General features: G+C 68.6%; 22 protein-coding genes. 7 read left to right on the top strand and 15 right to left on the bottom strand.

From position 1 onward, the window contains the following. Positions 1–129: 129 nt before the first annotated feature. The gene (locus tag WT53_RS20570) at positions 130–429 is read right to left on the bottom strand and encodes a hypothetical protein (protein ID WP_034204838.1); all 300 of its coding nucleotides are present in this window, start codon (positions 427–429) and stop codon (positions 130–132) included. A 138-nt stretch (positions 430–567) separates the two neighbouring features. Here WT53_RS20570 and WT53_RS20575 point away from each other — a divergent pair, with 138 nt between their 5' ends. The 3 genes from WT53_RS20575 (at position 568) to WT53_RS20585 (ending at position 2,226) form a co-directional block, all read left to right on the top strand. Continuing rightward, positions 568–816, top strand: coding sequence for a hypothetical protein (locus tag WT53_RS20575; RefSeq protein WP_034204839.1), 249 nt, complete (start codon positions 568–570; stop codon positions 814–816). Positions 817–1,185: 369 nt separating this feature from the next. Further along, positions 1,186–1,617: a CBS domain-containing protein gene (locus WT53_RS20580; RefSeq protein WP_034204840.1), complete on the top strand. Its 432-nt coding sequence runs from the start codon at positions 1,186–1,188 to the stop codon at positions 1,615–1,617. 105 nt (positions 1,618–1,722) lie between these two features. Next, a complete protein-coding gene (locus tag WT53_RS20585) occupies positions 1,723–2,226 on the top strand; it encodes a PRC-barrel domain-containing protein (protein WP_034204841.1) in 504 nt (167 codons plus the stop codon). Positions 2,227–2,248: 22 nt separating this feature from the next. Here the strand turns inward: WT53_RS20585 and WT53_RS20590 are convergent, their stop codons facing one another. The 4 genes from WT53_RS20590 to WT53_RS20605 form a co-directional block, all read right to left on the bottom strand. Further along, entirely contained in the window at positions 2,249–2,875 is a 627-nt protein-coding gene (locus WT53_RS20590) for a DUF4142 domain-containing protein (RefSeq protein WP_034204842.1), read from the bottom strand. A 32-nt stretch (positions 2,876–2,907) separates the two neighbouring features. After that, positions 2,908–3,453 (bottom strand): hypothetical protein, encoded by a 546-nt coding sequence (locus WT53_RS20595; protein ID WP_034204843.1) that lies wholly within the window; start codon positions 3,451–3,453, stop codon positions 2,908–2,910. Positions 3,454–3,532: 79 nt separating this feature from the next. Further along, positions 3,533–3,943, bottom strand: coding sequence for a BON domain-containing protein (locus WT53_RS20600; RefSeq protein WP_034204844.1), 411 nt, complete (start codon positions 3,941–3,943; stop codon positions 3,533–3,535). A 70-nt stretch (positions 3,944–4,013) separates the two neighbouring features. Then, a complete protein-coding gene (locus WT53_RS20605) occupies positions 4,014–5,996 on the bottom strand; it encodes an ATP-binding protein (protein ID WP_034204845.1) in 1,983 nt (660 codons plus the stop codon). 461 nt (positions 5,997–6,457) lie between these two features. Between WT53_RS20605 and WT53_RS20610 the strand changes: the two genes are divergently transcribed. Continuing rightward, the gene (locus tag WT53_RS20610) at positions 6,458–7,435 is read left to right on the top strand and encodes a sigma-54-dependent Fis family transcriptional regulator (protein WP_230624778.1); all 978 of its coding nucleotides are present in this window, start codon (positions 6,458–6,460) and stop codon (positions 7,433–7,435) included. Positions 7,436–7,471: 36 nt separating this feature from the next. Here WT53_RS20610 and WT53_RS20615 read toward each other — a convergent pair whose 3' ends face one another. Both WT53_RS20615 and WT53_RS20620 read right to left on the bottom strand, forming a co-directional pair. Further along, the gene (locus WT53_RS20615) at positions 7,472–9,271 is read right to left on the bottom strand and encodes a methyl-accepting chemotaxis protein (RefSeq protein WP_034204846.1); all 1,800 of its coding nucleotides are present in this window, start codon (positions 9,269–9,271) and stop codon (positions 7,472–7,474) included. 202 nt (positions 9,272–9,473) lie between these two features. Continuing rightward, positions 9,474–9,728 (bottom strand): DUF3562 domain-containing protein, encoded by a 255-nt coding sequence (locus WT53_RS20620; protein ID WP_034204847.1) that lies wholly within the window; start codon positions 9,726–9,728, stop codon positions 9,474–9,476. A gap of 529 nt (positions 9,729–10,257) precedes the next feature. Between WT53_RS20620 and WT53_RS20625 the strand changes: the two genes are divergently transcribed. Further along, the gene (locus WT53_RS20625) at positions 10,258–10,695 is read left to right on the top strand and encodes a hypothetical protein (RefSeq protein ID WP_034204848.1); all 438 of its coding nucleotides are present in this window, start codon (positions 10,258–10,260) and stop codon (positions 10,693–10,695) included. 427 nt (positions 10,696–11,122) lie between these two features. Here WT53_RS20625 and WT53_RS20630 read toward each other — a convergent pair whose 3' ends face one another. The 6 genes from WT53_RS20630 to WT53_RS20650 form a co-directional block, all read right to left on the bottom strand. Then, positions 11,123–12,058: a universal stress protein gene (locus tag WT53_RS20630; RefSeq protein WP_034204849.1), complete on the bottom strand. Its 936-nt coding sequence runs from the start codon at positions 12,056–12,058 to the stop codon at positions 11,123–11,125. A gap of 211 nt (positions 12,059–12,269) precedes the next feature. Then, positions 12,270–13,652, bottom strand: coding sequence for an amino acid permease (locus WT53_RS20635; protein WP_034204850.1), 1,383 nt, complete (start codon positions 13,650–13,652; stop codon positions 12,270–12,272). 449 nt (positions 13,653–14,101) lie between these two features. Continuing rightward, on the bottom strand, positions 14,102–14,269 hold the full coding sequence (locus WT53_RS34180; protein WP_230624781.1) for a hypothetical protein: 168 nt from the start codon (positions 14,267–14,269) through the stop codon (positions 14,102–14,104). 81 nt (positions 14,270–14,350) lie between these two features. Then, positions 14,351–15,376, bottom strand: coding sequence for a DedA family protein/thiosulfate sulfurtransferase GlpE (locus WT53_RS20640; RefSeq protein ID WP_034204851.1), 1,026 nt, complete (start codon positions 15,374–15,376; stop codon positions 14,351–14,353). 185 nt (positions 15,377–15,561) lie between these two features. Continuing rightward, on the bottom strand, positions 15,562–16,068 hold the full coding sequence (locus WT53_RS20645) for a cupin domain-containing protein (RefSeq protein WP_034204852.1): 507 nt from the start codon (positions 16,066–16,068) through the stop codon (positions 15,562–15,564). 340 nt (positions 16,069–16,408) lie between these two features. Further along, complete coding sequence (locus WT53_RS20650; protein ID WP_034204853.1) at positions 16,409–16,879, bottom strand: universal stress protein; 471 nt, start codon at positions 16,877–16,879, stop codon at positions 16,409–16,411. A gap of 318 nt (positions 16,880–17,197) precedes the next feature. Between WT53_RS20650 and WT53_RS20655 the strand changes: the two genes are divergently transcribed. Next, positions 17,198–19,300 carry a PAS domain S-box protein gene (locus WT53_RS20655; RefSeq protein ID WP_034204854.1) on the top strand — a complete coding sequence of 701 codons (2,103 nt, stop codon included), beginning with the start codon at positions 17,198–17,200 and terminating at the stop codon, positions 19,298–19,300. Continuing rightward, positions 19,297–19,944: a response regulator transcription factor gene (locus tag WT53_RS20660; RefSeq protein ID WP_034204855.1), complete on the top strand. Its 648-nt coding sequence runs from the start codon at positions 19,297–19,299 to the stop codon at positions 19,942–19,944. The genes WT53_RS20655 and WT53_RS20660 overlap by 4 nt, the downstream gene beginning before the upstream one ends. Positions 19,945–20,037: 93 nt before the next feature. Here WT53_RS20660 and WT53_RS20665 read toward each other — a convergent pair whose 3' ends face one another. Then, positions 20,038–20,442, bottom strand: coding sequence for a lysozyme inhibitor LprI family protein (locus tag WT53_RS20665; RefSeq protein WP_034204856.1), 405 nt, complete (start codon positions 20,440–20,442; stop codon positions 20,038–20,040). 427 nt (positions 20,443–20,869) lie between these two features. Continuing rightward, the gene (locus WT53_RS20670; RefSeq protein WP_034204857.1) at positions 20,870–21,199 is read right to left on the bottom strand and encodes a DUF4148 domain-containing protein; all 330 of its coding nucleotides are present in this window, start codon (positions 21,197–21,199) and stop codon (positions 20,870–20,872) included. Between the last annotated feature and the right edge of the window lie 201 nt (positions 21,200–21,400).

Raw genomic sequence — 21,400 nt, forward strand, 5'->3', positions numbered from 1 at the left:
GTTCGGGGCGGTGCAGCATGGATGGCGTATTCATGTCACTCCTGCGCGACGGCGCGCGCATGTCGATGGCGAAGCGAGCCCCCGCAAGCGTCGTGCCCGCTGTCGCGCCGCGCCCCGTGGCCGTGGGATTCAGTCGTCGTAGGCGGCCATGACGAGCCACATCGTGCGCCCCTCGGCACGCAGTTGCACGGCAAGCGCGAACGGATCGGACGGTTCGCATTGCGCGACGAGCGCCTGCTGCGCGCGCTCCGGGCCGTCGTAGACGGTGTCGTTCAGCTCGCGTACTTCGTCCTTGCCGTCGAACATGCGCCGCTCCGGCCGATAGACCCGCGATTCGCGCTTCCACGTGTCGAAACGCTCGCGCACGTGGCCGAAATCGCCGCCGCATACGTTCGCGTCGTAACGTATCCTTTCTTTGGCTGCATTCATCACGATGTCCTCTCGTCCATACCGGCCCCGTGCGCGTCGTACCCGCATGCCCGGCCGGTTCTCGCGGCTTGCAAGCGCCGTGCCGCGGCCGTCGCGGGTACGGCGCTTGCGCCTTCTCATCGACAAGGAGGTTCGACCATGACCGTTCACGACCCCGGCCGCCGCGACGCCGTGTCACCGGCTGCCGGACTGCTCCGGCTCGCCACGTCGCGTCCGCCGTCCGAAGACAGGACGGAGGAGCGTATCGACGAAGGGCTCGAGGAGACGTTCCCGGCCAGCGATCCGCCCGCCGTCGGTGGTGCGACGCGTATCGACCCCGCCAAGCCGTCCGGCGAGCGCGAACGGCGCGCGCCGCACGTCCCTTCCCCGCCCCGCGATCACGGCTGACGGCGGCACCCGGCACGCGCTGCGTGACAGCGCACCCGCGCGCCGGCCCACTCAGGAGCGATCGATGAAAGTCCTTGAACGCAGATGGCATGAAGTAAGCGGCGCGGCCGGCGTCGCGGCGCTGGCCGCGATCGAAAGCGCGGTGGTCCTCGCAATCGTCACGATGACGGGCATCGGCCACTGACGTCCCGCGCCGACGGCCGCGGCTGTCGCCGTGGAAGATGTACAAGCAGGCTGGCAAATTTCTCCGTCGTCGGCTATCCGGCGCAAGCCCGTCATCAGCGTGAAGAGGCCTTGGGGCCCCACGTGTGCGCGTCGCGCGGCACGCGCGGTGCTCCCGCGTCGTCCCCGCTCACGAAGGAGACGTCCATGTATCGCGTCAACGAGATCATGTCGCGCGACGTAGTGTGCGTCGCGCCGACCGACACGATTCGCCATGCCGCCGAATTGATGCAGCGCTTCGACATCGGCGTGCTGCCCGTTTGCGACGGCGCCGAACTCGTCGCGATCGTGACCGATCGCGACCTGGCGGTGCGGGCGCTGTCGCGCGGTCATTCGCCCGACACGCCCGTGCAGGCGGTTGCGTCCAGACCCGTGCAATGGTGCGTCGAGGACGACGGCGTCGGCGATGTCCAGCAGCGGATGGCCGACGTGCAGTTGCACCGCTTGCCGGTGCTCGACCGCCATCTGAAACTGGTCGGCATGGTGTCGCTCGGCGACATCGCGACGCGCGCGGGCGGCCCGGCGCGCGACGAGCTGGCCAACACGCTCGAGGACGTATCGCTGCCGCGCCGCCGCTGACCGGCGTTCCCATCCATCATCCCGCGCGGCCTGCCGCCCCGGCGCAATGCCTGCGCAACGAACTTGCGCGCGGGCCGCGTTGCCGCTTCGATCAGGAGGTTTTCGATGACAACGGACAAACCGTCGCGCGACGCCGCGCGCATCGTCGGCACGAAGCCGCATACGGCCGTCGGCGGCCCGGGGCCCGACGTGATGGCCGCCCGCACGCTCGAAGGCGATCGCGTGCTGACGCTGGACGGCGCCGACATCGGCAAGGTCGCTCACATCATGCTCGACGTGCGCGCCGGACGGATCGCATACGCGGTCGTGTCGTCGGGCGGCCTGCTCGGGATCGGCGACAAGCTGCTCGCGGTGCCGTGGAACGCGCTGGTCCTCGATGCCGAGCGCGAATGCTTCGTGCTGCCGGTCGACACGGCGCGTGTGCGCGAGGCGCCCGGCTTCGACAAGAGCCGGTGGCCGGCGATGGCCGACCCCGAATGGGCCGAAGCGCTGCATGCGTACTACGGCCGTTCGCCGTACTGGCTGATCGAGGAAGGCGAAACGGCGCTCGATTCGCCGCCGTACGAGGCGTCGCCGGGCGGCCCCGAAGACGGCACGCGGCAGCACTGAAGCCTGCCGGCCGGCAAGCGGTTCACTGCGCGGCGGCTACCGTCTTCGCGAGTTGCCGCGCGGCGCCCAGGTGCGCGTTCAGCGTCGGCAGCGTGCGGGCCGCGAATGCGCGAAGCTGCGGGTCGCGACCGTCTTTCGCTTCGGTCTCGTAAAGCCGGACCGCCGCCTCGTGTGCGCGAGGCCCCGCCAACGCGACGTACGCCGTATCGAACGCGGACCCGTTCTTCGCGCGCAATGCCGTCACCGCCGGATCGACGAGCATTCGCGTCTGGACCGGTACGCCCTTTTGCGCGCCGATGTGCCGCAATTCGTCCGCGATACGCGCATGGTCGTCGACCATCCGGCGGGCGAAGGCCTTCACCTGCGCGTTCGACGAGCGATCGAGCGCGAGCTGGCCGGCCTGCCGTTCCACCTTGCCGATCATGCCTGCCTTGTCGACGAACTCGGCGTCGATGCCGATCGGCCGCTGGGTCATGCCGGCCTCGTCGGCGGTCGGACCGGGGCGCACGACGCCCGGCGCGACCTGCGCGGACGAAGCAGGCGGCGCCTGCGCACGCGCGAGCGCGAACGTCAGCGCGCCCACGGCGGCAGTCAGGACGATTGCCGCCGAGCGGCGCCCGCGTTGCTTCATCCGGTTCGGTTTCGTCATCCGGCCTCCGTATCGGGCAACGGGGCGGACCGTCACGCGGGACGATGGGCCGACGTGAAGAAATCGGTCCACTCGCCGTTGTGCCACGCGCCCTCGGTGCGCTCCACCGATAGCGCGCCGGCGGCGAGCATCGTCCGCTCCGCGAACGCGATCGTGCGCCGCGTCACGTGCGCGGCCAGCACGACGCCGTTTTCGCATTGCTTCAGCGCGCCATGCCCCTCCGGCGCATCGCCGCGCATCCGGCCGAGCGCGCCGCACAACGCGCCGACGTACCCGCCGACGAGCGGCACGCCGATCCACGCGAGCGGGGAATGAAGGCCGCCCAGATAGAGCAGCGCGGCCCCGGCGAGCCCGACGATCGCGCCGATGGCCACGCCTTCCAGCGCGCCGATGCCGCCCGGCCGCGCGGCGGAGTCCGCATAGACGTCGCCGCCGAGCCAGAACAGCGCGTGCTGTCCGGGCGGATTGAGAAAGAAGACCTTCACGTCGTCCCGATGCATGGCGTGGCCGCGCAACTGCTCCGCGCAGCGTTCCGCTTGCTCGAGCCGTGAGAAACGGCCCGCGATGATGGTGTCCATGTCGAACCTCCTGCCCGGTGACGCGCAGGACCGCGGGCGCGCGACGCCCGATCGGCCCGGCGCTGGCCCGCGCATCACGTTACTTCCGGCGGATCTGCAGCTTGTCGCGCACGCCGCTCACGCCGCTGACGTCGTGCGCGACGCGGATCGCGGTCGCGCGTTGTCGCTCGTCGGGCACGTTGCCCGTCAGTTCGACCACGCGGTCGCGAACCTGCACGTCGATGTCGCCGGAGGCCAGGCCGCGTTCGGCGACGAGCGCGGCCCTGACGCGGGACGCGAGCGTCGCATCGCGGATCTGCCCGCCGACGGCCGACGCCTGGCTCGCAAGCTTCGCACGGGTGCCCTCCTCGGCCGATGCGTAGCGGGGTGTCGCGATCCATGCACACGACAGCATCAGTATGCTCGCGATCGGCACGACCGGCGTCCTGCGTCCGGTGCGTGCCGGCGCGTTGCCCGTGCCGTCGCGCCGCGTGCTTTTCGTTGGGTCCATCGCGTCTCCTTTCTCGTATGCGGCCGGACGGCCACGCGACCGCGCCGCGTATGCGTCGGGGTATGCGCCGCTACCGCTCGCGCGGCTTGCCGTCGCCCACGTCGTCCGGCACGACGTCGACGATCACGCTCGCGAGCGTCGGCATGTCGACCGGCTTGCACAGATACGCATCGAACCCGGCGGCCATCACCCGGCGCCGGTCGGCCTTGCCTGCATGCGCGGTCACCGCGACGACCGGCAGATGTCCGCCGCCGTTCGGCAAATGCCGGATCCGGTCCAGCAGCCAGTAACCGTCGCCGTCCGGCATCGCGAGATCCGACAGCACGACGCTCGGCTGCTGCCGCTCCACCGCGTCGAGCGCGTCGTGCCCCGACCGGGCGGTCGATACCTGCGCGCCCATGGTTTCGAGCGCTGCCGCGAGACTGGTCCGCGACGTCGCGTCGTCATCGACCACCAGTACGCGCTGGCCGTCGAGCGCGACCGTATCGGCCTTGTCCTTCGCCCGCGACGGCTGCTCGACCGGATCGTCGGTGTCCCAGCCCGCGGGCAGCGTCACCGTGACGGTCGTTCCGCGCCCGGCGCCCGCGCTCGTCGCGACGACCTCGCCGCCGTGCAGTTGCACAATGTTGCGCACGATCGACAGGCCGAGCCCGAGGCCGCGCCTGGGGGACGTGAACGCACCCTCCGGCCGGCTGAACGTATCGAACAGGTGCGGCAGGTATTCCGGCGCAATCCCTTGCCCGGTGTCGGAGACCGACAGCCGCACGCGCTCGCCCGCGCGGGTCAGCGACACGTCGATCCGCCCGCCCGGCGGCGTGAACTTGATCGCATTCGACAGCAGGTTCGACAGGACCTGGCGCAGGCGCTCGCCGTCCGCCGGGATCACGCAGGCCGGCATCGCATACGACGTCGACAGCACGAGCCCGTTCGCCTGCGCCGTCGCGTCGAGCTCGCGCGCGGCGTCGCGCACGATCCGCACGAGATCGACCGGCACGCGTTCGAGGCGCAGCCGGCCGGTCGCGAGGGACGATGCGTCGAGCAGATCGGCGACCATGTGCGACAGCGACCGCGCGCTGCGATCGATCGCGTCGACCGCCTGCTGCGCGAAGCCCTGGCCGTCGGCGTTGCGCAGGACCTCGACCCAGCCGTAGATCACGTTCAGCGGCGTGCGCAGTTCGTGCGACACCGTCGCCAGCAGCTCGTCCTTCAGCCGGTTCGACGTGTCGGCCTGCATGCGCGCGTCGCGTGCGCCGCGCAGCGAGCGAAGGTTGTGGCGTTCGTTGCGGCGGCGTTCGCCCGCTTCGCGCAGCGTCAGCGACAGGCCCGCGCTGCGGCCCTGCGCGTCGACGATCGGCGAGGCGACGAAGGTGGCGCGAAAACGGCCGCCGTCGCGACGCACGCACAGTACGTCGAGCGGCCCGACCGGCTCGCGCAGGTCCGCGAACGACGCGGGCACCGCATGCCGGCGCAGCCAGCGCGGCGCGATCATCGTGACGAGGTCGCGTCCGTTCGCCTGGGCCGTATCGATGCCGAAGATTCTTGCCGCGGCCGGGTTCCAGCTGGTGATCCTGCGCTCCACGTCGGTCCCGACGATCGCATCGGGCGACGCATCGACCACGCGGCGCAGCAGCTCGGTGTCGGACCCGTCGGCGACGGACGACGGCTCGCGGTGCGGCGGGTACGGACCGCCGTCGTCGTCATCGATCTCGCGCAAACGATCGTTCGCCAGCAGCGGCTTCACCGTCGTCACCAGCACGCATTCGACGAAACCGATCGCGACGAACGCGCCGGCTTGCGCGAGCAGCGTCGCCAGCGGCGCGTCGCGCCACCACAATGCGGCGATCACGCCGACGCTCGCGGCGGTCGCGACAAGGCCGCCGGCGAGCGACGTCAGCCATGCGGCGGCGGCCACGCCGGCGTAAAAAGGCAGCGGCGCAAACGGCGCGTGCTTGCCGACAGCCTGAATCGCCCACGCCTGCAGCGCGGACGCCACCCCGACGGCCAGCACGATCCATGCACCCTGCCGGAGCAGCTCACGGGTCATAGTCCTCATTGCATCCTTGCATCGCGCCGGCTCCCGTGGGGTGCGGGGGGATGCCGCGTTTCGACCATCCGGCATCCCGTCGAGCGCGCCGGGCGAGCAGGAACGCGCCAGCAAACGACGTACCCGACGCCGGCCGGGGGGCGCGTGCGCGGCAACGCATGGCCGCGCCCTATGCCTGCATCGGCGACGGGCCGGACAGATGCGGGGGGCGGCATCGCCGCGCGCACCGCCGCACCGTATCGACGACCGCTTTTTTTCATCGGATGTCTGTAAAAAAGTGCGGGTCGCAACCCGAACGCGGCGTCGCGTCGACGGCGCGCGAACGGCCCGATGGCCTGTTTCTGTCGGTCATGTCGCGCACATTGGAATTTTCTATTCCGCGGCACCTTCGCCGTCGTTTCGCTGTCGATGATAAATATTGCAATCAACGGAACCTGCGATGCCGTTTTTCAAAACGGCCGCCAATGCCTATGGGTGAATCCGCAAACCGGACGAAGCAGCGCGCGGACAGTCGCCGGCTGTCCGGCCGGTCCGCCGCGATGCGCACGCTGCTCGGCCGTATCGAGAAAATCGCGCCGACCCGCGCGAGCGTGATGATTGCCGGCGAAAGCGGGGTCGGCAAGGATATCGTCGCGCGGCGGCTGCACGATCTCAGCGCGCGGCGCGACGGCCCGTTCGTGCCCGTGAACTGCGGCGCGATTCCGCCCGAGCTTGCCGAGGCGCAATTGTTCGGGCACGAGAAAGGCAGCTTTACCGGCGCGACCACGCAGCGCGAAGGGTTCTTCGAAGCCGCGCGCGGCGGCACGCTGCTGCTCGATGAAATCGCGGAAATGCCCGCGGCGCTGCAGGTGAAGCTGCTGCGGGCGATCGAGTCGAATACGATCGTGCGCGTGGGCGGCACCGAACCGATTCCGCTCGACGTGCGGTTCGTGTCGGCCACGCGCCACAATCCGGCCGACGCCGTGCGCGACGGCCGGCTGCGCGAGGACCTGTTCTACCGGCTCGCCGCATTCGCGATCTACGTGCCGCCGCTGCGTCAGCGCGACGGCGACGTCGAGACGATCGCGCAGGAATTCGTCGACACGCTGAACGAGCGGCATCGCTCGCACAAGCGACTGACTGATGCCGCGATCGCCGCGTTGCGCGCGTATTCGTGGCCGGGCAACGTGCGCGAACTGCGCAACACGATCGAGCGCGCGTACCTCTTGTCCGACGAAGGCATCGAGATCGCGTTGCCGAAGCAGCCGATGCCTGCAGTCGACAGCACGTCGGAAGGCGCGATGGCGCTGCCGCTCGGCGCGACGCTCCATCATGCGCAGCAGCGCTTCATCGTGGCGACGCTGCGTCACTTCGACGGTAACAAGCCGCGTGCGGCCAAGGCCCTCGGCATCAGCCTGAAGACGCTCTACAACCGGCTCGCGCTGATGCGCGACCAGGGCGGCTCGTGAGCATCGCGGCCCGCATGCCGCGGGCCGCCGGCCGCGTCAAGCGACCTTGAACTGCCCGACCGTCGTGGCCAGCGCGTTGGCCTGCGATTGCAGCGCGGTGGCCGCCGCGGTCGACTGTTCGACGAGCGCCGCGTTCTGCTGCACCATTTCGTCGAGCTGGCTGACGGCGCGGTTCACTTCCTGGATGCCGCGCGTCTGCTCGTTCGCCGCGTGCGTGATCTCGGAGATGATGGTCGTCACGTTCGACACGTTCGACACGATCTCGCGCATCGTGTCGCCGGCCTGGCGCACCTGCCCCGATCCGGCCGACACGCTCGCGACCGTCGATTCGACCAGCACCTTCACTTCGCGCGCGGCCTGCGCGCTGCGTTGCGCGAGGCTGCGCACTTCCTGTGCGACGACCGCGAAGCCGCGGCCCTGTTCGCCCGCGCGGGCCGCTTCGACGGCCGCGTTCAGCGCGAGGATGTTGGTCTGGAACGCGATCCCGTCGATCACGCCGATGATGTCGCCGATCCGACCCGACGCTTCCTCGATCTTCCCCATCGTCGCGACGACGTCCGACACGACCACGCCGCCGTGCGACGCGATCCGCGACGCGGCCGCCGCACGTTCGTCGGCCTGGCTCGCGGCTGCCGCCGACTGGCCGACGGTCGCGGTGATCTCTTCCATCGACGCCGCGGTTTCCTCGAGGCTCGCCGCCGCCGATTCGGTACGCGACGACAGGTCCTGGTTGCCCGCCGCGATCTCGTTCGCGGCCGTGCGCACCGATTCGCTCGCATCGCGGATCTGGCGCATCACGTCGTTCAGCTTGTCGACGAAACTGTTGAACGAGCGCGCGATGTCGGCGACTTCGTCGCGGCCGTCGGCCGGCAGGCGCTGCGTGAGGTCGCCGGCGCCCGAGCCGATCGCAGCCATCGCCTGACGCACCTGCGACAGGCGGCGGAACGCAGTCGCGGTGATCGCGCCGATGATCAGCGACGCCACGCCGACGATCACGATCAGCGTCATCAGCGACGCGGTCAGCAGCGAACGCATCCCGGCCGTCGCTTCGGCCTTGTCGAGCAGCACCAGCGCGTACCAGTCGGTGCCCGGCACCGGTTTCGCGCGCACCAGCTTCGCGTCGCCGCCGACGCCGACCTCGACCGGCGCGCTCGCCGCCGCGATCGATGCAACCCCCAGCGCGCCGAGTTCGGGCGATACGTCGGCGACCGGCTTCAGCGTGAGCTTCGCGTCCGGGTGCGCGACGACGTGGCCGCTGCTGTCGATCAGCATCCCGAAGCTGGCCGGCGTCGGACGGATCGACTTGACGTTGGCGATCACGCTGTCCATCGACACGTCCGCGGCGACGACGCCTTTCAGCGCGCCGTCGCGCAGGATCGGCACCGCGAACGTGACGACGAGGTTGCCCGTGCCGGCATCGACGTACGGCGGCGTGACGACCGGCTTGCCGGCCTGCGCGGCCTGCTTGTACCACGGCCGGCCGGTCGGGTCGTAGTCGGGCGGGATGCCGGTCGGGTCGGAGAAGTGGAACGTCTTGTCGGCGTAGCCGGCATAGACGTTCGTGAAGCCGCCGGCCGCGGCCATCTGCTTGAACACCGGCAGCGGATCGGGCGTTAGCGCGGCATCCTGCAGCGACGCGATCATCCGGCTGCGGGTGGCGACCCAGTCGGCGATTCCGACCACGTGGCCGCTGGCGACCGAGGTCAGGTTGCGGTCGATCGCGTCGTCGTTGTACGAGCGCGCGATGAAATAGTTGATCAGCGTCGTGGCGACGAGCGCGAATACGACGATGGCGACGCACGCGGCGAGGATGCGGGCGCGAATGGACGAGAACATGGCAACGACTCGGTAAGGGAGCGGGAACGCCCGGTGGACGAATTCACCGGGTAAACGGCAAATCGCGCCGCTTACTTGAGGTCGTTGTGACAATTCGTTGAAACGTATGACGAAACGCGCCGGCGACCGTCGGCGGATCGTCAGGATGGCCGGGTTCGACCGGCGTGCGTCGCGCCGGTCCCGGCGCCCCGGCCGCTACCTGCTACAGCCGATGCCTCGGACGCGGATCGGCGTCCGCGGGCGTGTCATCGGCCCGGGTGTCGCGATCGAAATCGTCCTTCTGGCGCATCCGTTCGCGCAGGTGCCGGATCGCGAATACGTGGATGTAGTCGTGCACGCGCGCATCGGACGACAGCGCGCGCACTTCGTCGTCGAGCATCGCACGCAGCTGATCCGCGCCGATCGCGCGCCGTTCGGCGGCTTCCTTGAGTGAATCGAGCAAATTGTCCTTGGACATCGACAGACTCCTGACGGTCGAGGAACGAAAAAGATGACGGTACCGGAAGCTTAAAGACTGGATAGACGCGCGGCGTACGATGCGCCGGCGCGTGTTTGCGCACGATCAACGGCACGTTGCGTGCCGCCGTGTGGATCCGTTTCCGAATCATCCGCGCAGTGTTCGCGGTGCACGTGGCCCGCGAACGTCACTGAAACCCTGCCACGCCCCCCGAGGCGCGGCACTGGCGACGGGCAGCGGTGGAACGCCGCACGACGCCGATGCAGTGGGGAAACTTAGACCGTCCGAAATCATGCGTCAAGCGCGCTGCCATTCGTCGGACGAACGCGTCGGATCGGCCGATCCGACGCCGCGCGTGTCAGCGGATTCCGATACGCGTCGCGCAATTTCCTGACAGCGACTTCAGCGCGCGCCGCTTGGCAGTGCGCCCTCGCCACACGATACTGATCACATGAACCAGGCGTTCATACCGGACATCGCTCAGCCGGCCGTCGAGCCGGCGCGCGGGGTTCGGCGCAGGAGACCAACCATGGCACATCGCAACTCACCGGGCCGGGACGGCCAGCGGCGCGCGTCGGGCAACGCGCGCGCCCTGCTTTCCGCCCGCACCGCGTCGGCCGGCATCCGGCCGGCCGACGACCTCGACACCTTGCTCGCGCTCGCACGCGAGGCCGGATTACTCGTCACGCTCGACGGGCAGATCGGCCGCGAAAAGTATCAGAGCGTCGTGGGGTCGGTCCTCGCTTTGCAGCGGTTCGCCGCGGCACTCCACGCGCGCCACGCGGCCGACGCACCGGCCGGCTCGGAGCCGCGTCGCAAGGCCCGCCCCGGCTGGCCGCATGCGAATCGTTTGCGCAACCGCACGTGCAGCGCATGCGCACCGCTCCATGTCGTGCGTCCGCATGCGCGGGTACGACGCGGCACAGGCCGCCGGCACGACCTGCGATCGATTCTTCGTACCCTCTGACCGGCGCACGGAAACGACGCACGGCACGGGGCCGCGCAATGGTTGCGTGCACGATGGCGCGCGGCTCGACGCGGCCGCCTTCGACATCATTCCTGCGAGGAGGTGAATTCGACGGGGCCACGCGGAAAGCGGACGGGGTGACTTGCACCCCGCCCGTCCTCCAAGGCAACCGTCGGTTGCCTACCCTCGTGCCAGAGAGTTCCGGGTCGGATGACGCGCCGGACAAACACGCGGCGCCGCTCCTGAAAACGATGTGACGGCGGCGAGTGCTGCAGCGTTCGCTTCCTGCATGCAGGCGCGGTCGGGAATCGCACGTGCACGACGGGCCAGCCGCATCGCCGGACGTTTCGTCACTGTCTCACGCGATGTGCGCTGCGTTTCTGATGCAGGTCAATCCAAACCCGCTTCGAGCGCGACGGCGCCGAATTCATTCCGCGCTACGCACCAGCAGCACGGGCACCTGTGCGAGATGCGCGACGCGCCGCGCGACGCTGCCGATCAGCCAGGCGGCGATGCCGCGACGGCCATGCGTGCCGACCACCAGCAGCTCCGCCCGCCAGTGCACGGCATCGCGCATCAGCGCATGGGCCACGTCGTCGCTGGTCGGACGCGTTTCGACGATGCCGCGCTTGGTCGGATTGCCCGTCGCATGGAGCAGCGGGCCGACCTTCGCGAGCGCATCCTCGCCTTCCGCGCGGTACGCATCCTCGAGCGCGCGCACCGGCACGACGTCGGTCAGACGAACCGCGCGATCGATCACGTATGCCGCATACAGCAACGTTGTCGGCGCCGCGAGGCCGAGCCCGACGCTTACCGCGTGCAGCGACGGCTCGCTGCCGTCGACCGCGAACATCAGCCGCTGCAGCGCGCCGTCCGACGGCCGTGCATACGTGCCGGGCACGATCAGCAGCGCACAGCGCGCGCGTTTCGTCAGCGTGTCCGACATCGCGCCTTCGATGAGCCGCAACAGCCCGTGGTGCGGATTCGCGCCGATCGCCAGCACGTCCGCGCGCCACGTCGACGTATCGTTCACCAGTGCGTCCGCCACCGAGCCGCCCGTGACCGACGTATCGACGACCGTTCGCTCGACGTCGACGCCGCTGTCGGCGAACAGCGCCGCGATCCGCTCGCAGGTGGCGTGCGCTTCGCGCATCATGTCCTCGCGCGCCGACGTCAGCAGCGCGTCGATGCGCGGAATGTCGGGCAACACGAGGCGCGGATTGTCGATCGCGCACATGATGCGCAATCGCATGCCGGGACGCAGCAGCGTGCGCACGTAACGTGCGGCGGTCAGCGATTCGGGCGTCGGATCGACGGCCAGCGCGATCCGCGCGAGCGTCGGGATGGACTGGGCAGGCTGCATGGCGAAGGTCTCCGTGCGTGCACGTCGTCGCCGAACGACGACGGGGGCTTCGCGCGGCAGCGGCGTTGCCGCGTCGAACCGCTGCCGTGGCTGCAGGATCGGCGGGCCGTCACGCGAAGCGCGGACAAGCAATGCGTTCGTTCAGCATAGGCCGTCCGGCCCGCGCGTGCATGATCGCGATCAACGATCGCGCGGCCCCTGCCTGCGCCGCTTACGACTTCGTCGGCATCGACGCGGCCGGACGGTTTGCGTAGAACAGCGCGTACGCGATGCCGAGCAGCACGATCCACACCGGTCCGATCACGAGCGCGACGCGCGTATCGGGCGTGAACGCCATCAACACGACGACCAGCACGAGAAAGCCGAGCGCGACGAACGAACCGAGCGGATAGAACGGCACGCGGATCGGCAGGCGCGCGATCTTGTCGGCCGACAGCGTGCGGCGAAAGCGCATCTGCGCGATCAGGATCACGCACCACGTCCAGATCGCGCCGAACGTCGATACCGACGTGAGCCACGTGAACACGTGCTGCGGTGCGAGATAGTTGAGCAACACGCCGATCAGCAGCAGCGCGACCGACACGGCCACGCCGTACACGGGCACCCCGCTGCGGTTCACGCGACCGAGCGCGGCCGGCGCCTGACCCTGCTGCGCGAGGTTGTAGAGCATCCGCGCGGTGCTGAACAGGCCGCTGTTGCACGACGACAGCGCCGCGGTCAGCACGACGAAGTTGATGATGCCGGCGGCGGCCGGAATGCCGAGCCGCGAGAACGTCATCACGAACGGGCTACCCTGCGTGCCGATCTGGTCCCACGGATAGAGCGACATGATCACGAACAGTGCACCGATGTAGAAGATCAGCACGCGCCAGAACACCGAATTCACGGCCTTCGTCAGCGACTTTTCCGGGTTGCGCGCTTCGCCGGCCGTGAGGCCGAGCATCTCGACGCCGAGATACGCGAACATCACGATCGGCAGCGCGGCGATCACGCCGTCGATCCCGTTCGGCATGAAGCCGCCGTGCGACCACAGGTTCGAGATGCCGGTCGCGATGCCGCCGTTGCCGATGCCGAACGCGATCATCAGGCCGCCGCCGACGATCATCAGCACGATCGTGACGATCTTGATCAGCGCGAACCAGAATTCGAATTCGCCATACAGCTTGACCGCGATGAAGTTCACCGAGCCCATTGCCAGGAGCGCCGCGAGCGCCCAGATCCAGTTCGGCACGCCGGGGAACCACATGTGCATGTAGACGCCGACCGCCGTGATTTCCGCCATGCAGGTAACGATCCAGACGAACCAGTAGGTCCAGCCGGTCAGGTAACCCGCGAGCGGGCCGAGGTAGTCGCGCGCATAGCGGCTGAAGGCGCCGGCGACCGGGTTGGTGATCGCCATCTCGCCGAGCGCGCGCATGATCAGGAAGATCGCGAGGCCGCCCAGCAGGTAGGTCAGCAGGATGGCCGGGCCGGCCGTGCGGATCGCGGTGGCCGAGCCGAGGAACAGGCCGACGCCGATCGTCGCGCCGAGCGCCATCAGGTTGATGTGCCGTTCTTCCAGCCCGCGGTGCAGTTGGTCTTCTGGTTGTTTCAAATTCGTCTCCTGGCGGCCGCGAGCGAACCGCCGTCATTGTGTCGATGACAATGCGCGACCGCTCATGCCGATTTCGGCAGCCGAAAACGAAATAATCCCCGTTGTCGATTTCCGAATGAGAAACGACACGGATGCCGCGTCAATTCGGTTGGAATTGCCGCGGATTATCCGTATTTCCCGGAACAATCCGGATATACGGACAGGGCCTTTCACGGAATACACCCGGCCGACCCGCGCGACGCGGCTGTGCGCGTGACGGGCGGCAACGGGATTCATCGCTTTCGGCGCGAACGAACGCGCGTCGAAGGTGCGCAATCGAGCGCACGCAATATGCAGGCGGGATTATAGGGAGGATCGGCGGTTTCATGCCAGGCGATTTTGGGGAAAATCGCGGTGGGTGAAAGCAGTGATTGAATTCGAATGCGCGAGGCGGACGCGCATTCTTGAGTTCAGACCTCGATATACGAGACCGACGGCGACGCCAACGGCTTCGGCGGCGTCGGAGATGCGCATCGACTGAGGTCGTCGCTGAGGGCTTTGCTATCACCGGCATACACGAAATCGTCGCCGATCTGTTCGCGAATGCAGGCCAGTTTCACCGCCCCCTTGAGATTCATGTCGCCACTGGTAGCGATGACGCGATCGAAAAGGCCGAGATGCCGCTCACACGCTCAGCGATACCGGCAACGCTGGCTGCATCACTTCGACAACGTCGCCCGCACCGTATACTCGCCGTCGAGCCCACCCTGCTCCGGCCGCACGAAATACCGCGACGAATCCAGATCAGCCGGCAGCGGCTCGACCGGATAACCGTGCTTTTCCCACGCATCGAGGCCGCCCTTCAGCGCCCGGATGTTGTGGATCATCTTCTTGCGCTGCATCTTCGCGATCAGCCGCTTCGCGGTCGCCTCGTTCGGGCACACGCAATAGACGACGATCGGCCGTTTCAGCACTTCCGGATCGAGCAAGTCCGGCGAATCGAGATCGACCGGCACCGCGCCGGCAATCCGGTACGGCTCGCGTTCGCGAATCGCCTTCGGACGTGCATCGAAGATCAGCGGCGGTTCGTCGGACGTCATCATCTCCACGAGCTGCGGTGGCGAGATGCGCACCTGCGCGAGGTAGCGGCGGAACTGCACGCGACGCACCCAGCGGTACAACAGGAACGTGATGAAGATCGCGAGAAACGCGTCGAGAATCGTGCCGCCGCTCGCGCGCACCCACAGCACGAACTGGACGATCTGGTCGTGAATGGCCGCGCCGCCGATCAGCCAGAACGCCGCCCACAGCGACGCGCCCGCCAGATCCCAGAACAGGAATACGCCGATGCCGATCGCGGTCGTGCCGAGCAGCGGCGCCGACACGAGGCCGAGGCCCGGCAGGAATTTCGACAACACGAGCAGCGGCGCGCCGTACCTTTCGAACACGTTACGCGCGAAACGCAGCGTCGTGTCGAGCGACAGCGAGAAGCGTACGAGGCCGTTCAGCAGGCGCCGGCCGCGCGTGCGGCCCATGAAGAACCAAAGGGAATCGGCCAGCATCGTCGCGCCGATCGCCGCCGCGAACATGCTGACCCAGGACGCCTGCCCCATCGCCGCCATCGTGCCGCCGAGAATCAGCATCGGCACGGCCGGCACCGGCACGCCGAGCTGCGTGATCAACACGCTCGCGAACACGGCCCACGGGCCGAGCGACGATGGAATAGCGATGGGAAAGTGCCACACGGCGGCGCTCCTGGAAGACATGCGGGCCGCGCGACAGGGCCGTCGGTACGGCGGCGCAACGGCCGCCGCGGCACGTCCGCGATCGACCGATGCATCATGCGCATTCTAAACGGGTTTGTCCTCGCTCGCGCGGAACACCGGCCGGCGGCGCGGGCTTTGCGCGCGGCGTGACGCGACCGTGACGGTCACACGTCGGAGCGCGGCGCGAGTTGTGCGACATGTTCCGCGTAGTCGGGAAACTCGGCCGCCAGCGCGGCCGCATCCGCCAGCTCGAATTCCGCGAACTCGAATCCGGGCGCAACCGTGCAGCCGACGAGCGCGACGTGCTGCGGCGACGCGCAGCGCGCGCCGAACCAGCTTCCGGCCGGCACGACCGTCTGGAACACGGTGCCCGGATGGGTGAGCGGGTTGCCGAGCCGGTGGATCGTCAGCCCGTCGCGCGCGTCGAGCACCCACACTTCGATCGGATCGCCCGCGTAGAAATGCCAGACTTCGTCGGAGCGGATGCGATGCCACGACGAATACGCGCCGTCGCACAGCAGGTAGTAGATCGCGGTCGACGCGGCACGCGGCGCGCCGTCGGCCGGGCGCACGACCGACTCGGTCGCGCGGTAGGTTTCACGGAAATAGCCGCCTTCGGGATGCGGCTGGAGGTCGAACTGGCGAATCAGGTCGGTCGCGGAAATCGGCATGGCAGATGACGTCGGTAAGGGAGAAAACCGGCATCCGGCCGACCGTCCGATCGCGATTCGATTCATGCGCCCGGGTGCCGCCGGATGCTCCTGCGTCGATCGTCGCGGCCATGCGCGCGGCGATCGAGCGGACACCGGCCGATGCTGCCAGAACTGCATGCCGTGATGCAACTGCGGACGGGCAATCGCGCATCGGCGATTCGCATCGGCGGCGCTCGCCGCGTCGTGTCGGGCGACGTAACGGCGCAGTACGCCCGCTCACGCAAGACGTCCGGAATGCCGCGCGGCAGCCCGCCAACTGCGCGGGCCGGCGCCACATCGGGCCGCCGTGCCGCGCCGGTTATGCGGCCGCCGACGTGCCCGCCTCGTCGTGCCGAACCAACAGCACCGGCCGATCGGCCGCACGCAGCAGCGATTCCGCCACGCTGCCGAGCAACAGCCTGCGCAGGCCGTGCCGCCCGCTCGTACCCATCACGATCAGGTCGGCGTCGGCTTCGGCCGCGGTACGCATCAGCACCGTCGCGATGTCCTCGCCGTACGCGTCGAGCGCGCGCACCGTGCCTCGCACATGCTGCTGTGCGAGCATCGCTTTCGCTGCGTCGAGTACCGGCGTGGCCGCATCGGTCGCGGCGACATCGCCGTCGCGCTCGGCGGCGAAGCCGGCGTCGACGTCGACGAGCTGCGGCCGATGTTCGACGACGTACGCACACGTCACTTCGCCGCCGGACGCCGTCGCGATCCGGATCGCCTCGTTCAGCGCGAGACGTGCGCTCGGGCTGCCGTCGAGCCCGACGAAAATCCGCTTGTACATGGTCCGTCCCTCCGACCGGGCGGGCGTCGCGCGTTGCGCAACGACGGCCCGTTATCGCAAGCCGGCCCGGCGCCGGCTTGCCTGTCGAACAGTCTGCCCCACGTGCTGGCGCGCGCGTTGACGCGCGTCAACCGCGGCCGGCGCGCCGCTGGTTCACGCCTTTGCCGCAATTTCAACCGACCCCATTACAAAAAACGTGTAAAACGCGCACAATTTCATCTTGAAAATAATCGTTGCATGCAGCCGGTGCGAGTTTCCCCCGGTTTTGCCGCGCTGCCCGAGTGCCCCGGGTAGTCCGAACAACAGAATGGCCATCGAATGACCGCCAGTGGAACCCCGACGCGGGACGCCCGAGGGCCCACGCGCCTTCAGATCATGTTACGCCAGCCACTCGCGGCCGGCGTCGTCACGCTGTGCGCGGGCGCGGTGCTGTCGCTCGGTGTCGCGCTGCTAGTACGCGAGCAGTGGCAAGGCGCCGTTCGCACGCGTTTCGAACGCCGCACGACGCACGTGACCGCGATGCTGCGGCATGAACTGCAGGCCGGCGCCGCCGTGCTCGAAGGCGCGCGCGGCGCGTTCGGCCTCGTGCCGGACATGACGCCCGGCCAATGGCGCCGGTATGCGGAGACGCTCGATCTCGACAGCGGCCGCTCGCCGGTCCGGCAGCTCGGCTATGCGCCGCTGACGCCCGCGGCGCGCGGCGCGCTGGCCGGCACGAAGCCGCTGCCGGCCGATGCGCTCGCGGCAGCGACGCTCAGCGCCCCCGCGTCGAACGCGCCGGTCGTGCGCTTCGGCGCGTTCGACGCGGCGCCGCTCACGCGTGCGCTGCGGACCGGCGATATCGCGCTCGGCGTCCACCCCGCCGACGACGACACCTCCCGCGACGCGCGCACCCTGACGCTGTTCCTGCCCGTGACGACCTCGCCGCTGGCCGCCGTCACGCCGTCCGGCACGCGCGAAGCCGGCGCCGACGGAATGCTGTTCGCGGCGCTGAGCCCGCGGCGCCTGGTCGAGCGTGCGCTCGACGCGGAACGCGGGATCGATCTGCGGATGACCGCCGGCGGCGATTCGCGCGCGATCGTCAGCGTCGAGACGACGACCGACGAAGCGTCGGCGTCGCCCGACCTGATGCGGCGCACCGACGTGCTGAATTTCGGCGGCACCCCGCTGACGCTCGCCTATTCCGCGGACGGCCGGCCGAGCGCGACCGGCGCGCAGCGGGCGGCCGGCACCGTGCTCGCCGCCGGGCTGATCGCGTCGTTCGGGTTCGCGGCGCTCGTCCATGCGCTGCTGCGCGGGCGCGCCGACGCCGGCGCGAGCAGCCGCGGTATCCTCAACGAGGCGCGGATGATGGGCATCATCCGTTCGTCGATGGAAGCGATCATCACGATCGACGAAACGCAGACGGTCGTGATCTTCAATCCGATGGCCGAACAGGTGTTCGGCGTGTCCGCGATGGAGGCGATCGGCGCGCCGCTGTCGCGCTTCATTCCCGAGCGGTTCCGCGCCGCCCATGCGAAGCACGTCGACCAGTTCGGCGTGACGGGCGTGTCGGAGCGACAGATGGGCCGCCAGCGCGTGCTGTTCGGGCTGCGGGCCAACGGCGAGGAATTCCCGATCGAAGCATCGATCTCGCAGATCCGCGACGCGTCGGGCAAGCTTTATACGGTGATGCTGCGCGACATCACCGAGCGGCAGCGGGCCGAGAACGCACTGAAGCAATCGCGCGAGGAATTGCGCGAATTGTCCGCGAACCTGCAGAACGTGCGCGAAGAGGAAAAAACCCGCATCGCGCGCGAGCTGCACGACGATCTCGGGCAGCAGCTCACCGCGTTGAAGATGGACCTGTCGGTCGTCGAGCAGCAATTGCGCATACCCGGCCGCGCGCAGCCCGACGAAGGCGTGCAGATGCATCTGCAAGGCATGCGGCGGCTGATCGACGCGACGGTCGCGTCGGTGCGGCGCATCGCGGCCGACCTGCGGCCGGTGATGCTCGACGATCTCGGCCTCGTGCCCGCGATCGAATGGCTCGCGAACGATTTCACGAACCGCTACGGGATCGATGTCGAGCGTCACATCGAAACGGGCGGCCTCACGTTCACCAGTACGGGCGCGACCACGCTGTTCCGCATCGTCCAGGAAGCGCTGACGAACGTCGCGCGTCATGCGGATGCGACGCGCGTGACGTTGCGGCTCGACATCGAGGAAGGCTTTTGCGTGCTGCGCGTCGCCGACAACGGCCGCGGCGCGGCGCCCGGCGGTCCGGCCCACGAGGACAAGTCGTTCGGCCTGATCGGCATTCGCGAACGCGCACACATGCTGGGCGGCACCGTGACGATCGACACCGCGCTCGCGCGCGGCTTCTCGATTACCGTCGCGTTTCCGCTCGGCACCGTTCAACAGGACACGCTCATCACATGATCAAGGTGCTCATCGCCGACGACCATACGCTCGTACGCGACGGTCTGCGGCACATCCTCCAGAACGCCACCGGTTTCGAGGTGGCCGGCGAAGCCTGCGACGGCCCGTCGACGATCGCGCTGGTGCGTGCGACGCCCGCGCAGGTGCTCGTGCTCGACCTGTCGATGCCGGGCCGCAACGGCGTCGAGCTGATCAAGCAGATCAAGGACGAAAAGCCCGCGCTGCGCGTGCTGGTGCTGACGATGCACGCGGAGCAGCAATACGCGGTGCGCGCGTTCCGCGCGGGCGCGTCCGGCTATCTGACGAAGGAAAGCGCGAGTGCGGAGCTGGTCGGCGCGGTCGCGAAAGTGGCGTCGGGCGGCGTCTACGTGAGCCTCGCGATGGCCGAGCAGTTCGCGCAAAGCCTGAACGAGCCGGCCGAAACGCTGCCGCACCAGCGGCTGTCCGACCGCGAATTCGACGTGTTCCGGCGGATCGCCGCCGGCCAGACGCTGACCGAGATCGCGAATGCGCTGTGCGTGAGCGCGAAGACGGTCAGCACCTACAAGACCCGGATTCTCGAAAAGATGCAGATGCCGCACGAAGCGGCGCTCGTGCGTTACGCGATGCGGCACAAGCTGCTCGACGAAACGGACGACGTGTAACGGACGACGTGTAACGGACGACGTGTAACGGCGACGTGTAACGGACGACGTCCAGCCGGCGTCGGGCGGGCCCGGTCGGCCCGCGCGTGATCGTTACTTCGCGGGCACCGGGCACGCGAGGTCGCCCTCCTCGCAGGACAGATAGCCCTTCAGCGTTTCGGTGCGCGCTTTCGTCAAATCGTCGAGACAGGTCGATACGACCATCGGATACGCACTGCCGCCCTCGGCATTCGCGCTCGAGAAATGGCATTCGGCATCGCGGTACGCGATCCACGCGCGCTGTGCATTCACGAGCTTGTCGGCAAGCGGCCGCGCGTCGCGCAGGCGCGCGGTGACGGCCTGGTAAGTCCGGTTCAGTTCCCCGTCGGATTGCTTGTACGCGCGATCGGCACACGCCGTCATCGCCGCCTGATCCGTCGCGTCCGCACAATTCGCCTGCGCATGGGCGACGCTCGTCACCAGCGCCAGCGAGCCCAGCAGACCGGTCAAGACACGCATGGATGCTCCTTGTTGTTCGTTGAAGTTGGGAACCCGGTGCCGTGCAGCGCCCCGTGTGGATGGGCCGCGCTACGCGCGGCGACACCGACCGCGATGCTAGCGCACGCGCGGCGGATTGTCAGCGGGGTGCGGGGCTGCAGCCGGAGACTCGCTCGGGAACGATTGCGCATGCACCGCGATCACGGACTCGGGTGCTGCGGGTGGTCGGGGTCGATTGCCCGCGGATCTTGCTAGAACGAACCCATGGGAAGAGACCTCCCCGCGTCGGCCAATATCGAATTGCCCCGCCGACGATTTCGCTCGTCGTCCGCGCCGGATCGCTGAGCTTCGCATCATGGAAAAAGCCCGCACTCGGAACCGAACCGAGTGCGGGCTTTTTCGATACGACGTCAGCCGCGGCCTTCAGGGCCGCGAAACAGCAGCTGGCTTAGTGGCCGAAGTACACCGACGAGCGGTCGCTCACGGCCGGCACGACCGCGCGCTGGCCCGACTGCGACGTCGCGACCGGGTTCGAACCGTAGCCGGTTGCGTCAGCTTGCGCGCCGGCGTTCTGCGCGGCGGCGATCTTGGCCTGGGCGGCCTGGATGTTTTCCGGATAGTTCATCCAGTCGTTCGGGTTGTAGCCGGCCTTTTCGAGCTGGACCAGCTCGGCGCGCACTTGCGCGCGGGTCAGCGGCTGCTGGTTCGATTGGGCAAACGAGACGACCGGTGCGGCCACCAGGGCGGCCAGTGCAACTGCCTTGATCAGCGATTTCATGATGCGTTACCTCCGGGATTGTTTTGTCAGGCGCTTCCGACTCGAGGTCGTTGCGCATGAGTAGAAGTCTAGGAGGCTCGACTATCAGGGTAAATACTTAAATCGCAAATTCACTGTTGACCGAAACCGTACAATCGAGCGGGAATAAGTCGTTTCGTCAGACGATTATCGCCGCCTGCGCACCGAATGCCGCGACACGGC

Source organism: Burkholderia sp. MSMB2157WGS (assembly GCF_001532755.1).
Classification (GTDB): Bacteria; Pseudomonadota; Gammaproteobacteria; order Burkholderiales; family Burkholderiaceae; genus Burkholderia.

Excerpts from the sequence above, each read along its gene's own strand:
- WT53_RS20570 (WP_034204838.1), bottom strand. The coding sequence starts at position 429 with ATGAATGCAGCCAAAGAAAGGATACGTTACGACGCGAACGTATGCGGC.
- WT53_RS20575 (WP_034204839.1), top strand. The coding sequence starts at position 568 with ATGACCGTTCACGACCCCGGCCGCCGCGACGCCGTGTCACCGGCTGCC.
- WT53_RS20580 (WP_034204840.1), top strand. The coding sequence starts at position 1,186 with ATGTATCGCGTCAACGAGATCATGTCGCGCGACGTAGTGTGCGTCGCG.
- WT53_RS20585 (WP_034204841.1), top strand. The coding sequence starts at position 1,723 with ATGACAACGGACAAACCGTCGCGCGACGCCGCGCGCATCGTCGGCACG.
- WT53_RS20590 (WP_034204842.1), bottom strand. The coding sequence starts at position 2,875 with ATGACGAAACCGAACCGGATGAAGCAACGCGGGCGCCGCTCGGCGGCA.
- WT53_RS20595 (WP_034204843.1), bottom strand. The coding sequence starts at position 3,453 with ATGGACACCATCATCGCGGGCCGTTTCTCACGGCTCGAGCAAGCGGAA.
- WT53_RS20600 (WP_034204844.1), bottom strand. The coding sequence starts at position 3,943 with ATGGACCCAACGAAAAGCACGCGGCGCGACGGCACGGGCAACGCGCCG.
- WT53_RS20605 (WP_034204845.1), bottom strand. The coding sequence starts at position 5,996 with ATGAGGACTATGACCCGTGAGCTGCTCCGGCAGGGTGCATGGATCGTG.
- WT53_RS20610 (WP_230624778.1), top strand. The coding sequence starts at position 6,458 with ATGGGTGAATCCGCAAACCGGACGAAGCAGCGCGCGGACAGTCGCCGG.
- WT53_RS20615 (WP_034204846.1), bottom strand. The coding sequence starts at position 9,271 with ATGTTCTCGTCCATTCGCGCCCGCATCCTCGCCGCGTGCGTCGCCATC.
- WT53_RS20620 (WP_034204847.1), bottom strand. The coding sequence starts at position 9,728 with ATGTCCAAGGACAATTTGCTCGATTCACTCAAGGAAGCCGCCGAACGG.
- WT53_RS20625 (WP_034204848.1), top strand. The coding sequence starts at position 10,258 with ATGGCACATCGCAACTCACCGGGCCGGGACGGCCAGCGGCGCGCGTCG.
- WT53_RS20630 (WP_034204849.1), bottom strand. The coding sequence starts at position 12,058 with ATGCAGCCTGCCCAGTCCATCCCGACGCTCGCGCGGATCGCGCTGGCC.
- WT53_RS34180 (WP_230624781.1), bottom strand. The coding sequence starts at position 14,269 with ATGAATCTCAAGGGGGCGGTGAAACTGGCCTGCATTCGCGAACAGATC.
- WT53_RS20645 (WP_034204852.1), bottom strand. The coding sequence starts at position 16,068 with ATGCCGATTTCCGCGACCGACCTGATTCGCCAGTTCGACCTCCAGCCG.
- WT53_RS20650 (WP_034204853.1), bottom strand. The coding sequence starts at position 16,879 with ATGTACAAGCGGATTTTCGTCGGGCTCGACGGCAGCCCGAGCGCACGT.
- WT53_RS20655 (WP_034204854.1), top strand. The coding sequence starts at position 17,198 with ATGACCGCCAGTGGAACCCCGACGCGGGACGCCCGAGGGCCCACGCGC.
- WT53_RS20660 (WP_034204855.1), top strand. The coding sequence starts at position 19,297 with ATGATCAAGGTGCTCATCGCCGACGACCATACGCTCGTACGCGACGGT.
- WT53_RS20665 (WP_034204856.1), bottom strand. The coding sequence starts at position 20,442 with ATGCGTGTCTTGACCGGTCTGCTGGGCTCGCTGGCGCTGGTGACGAGC.
- WT53_RS20670 (WP_034204857.1), bottom strand. The coding sequence starts at position 21,199 with ATGAAATCGCTGATCAAGGCAGTTGCACTGGCCGCCCTGGTGGCCGCA.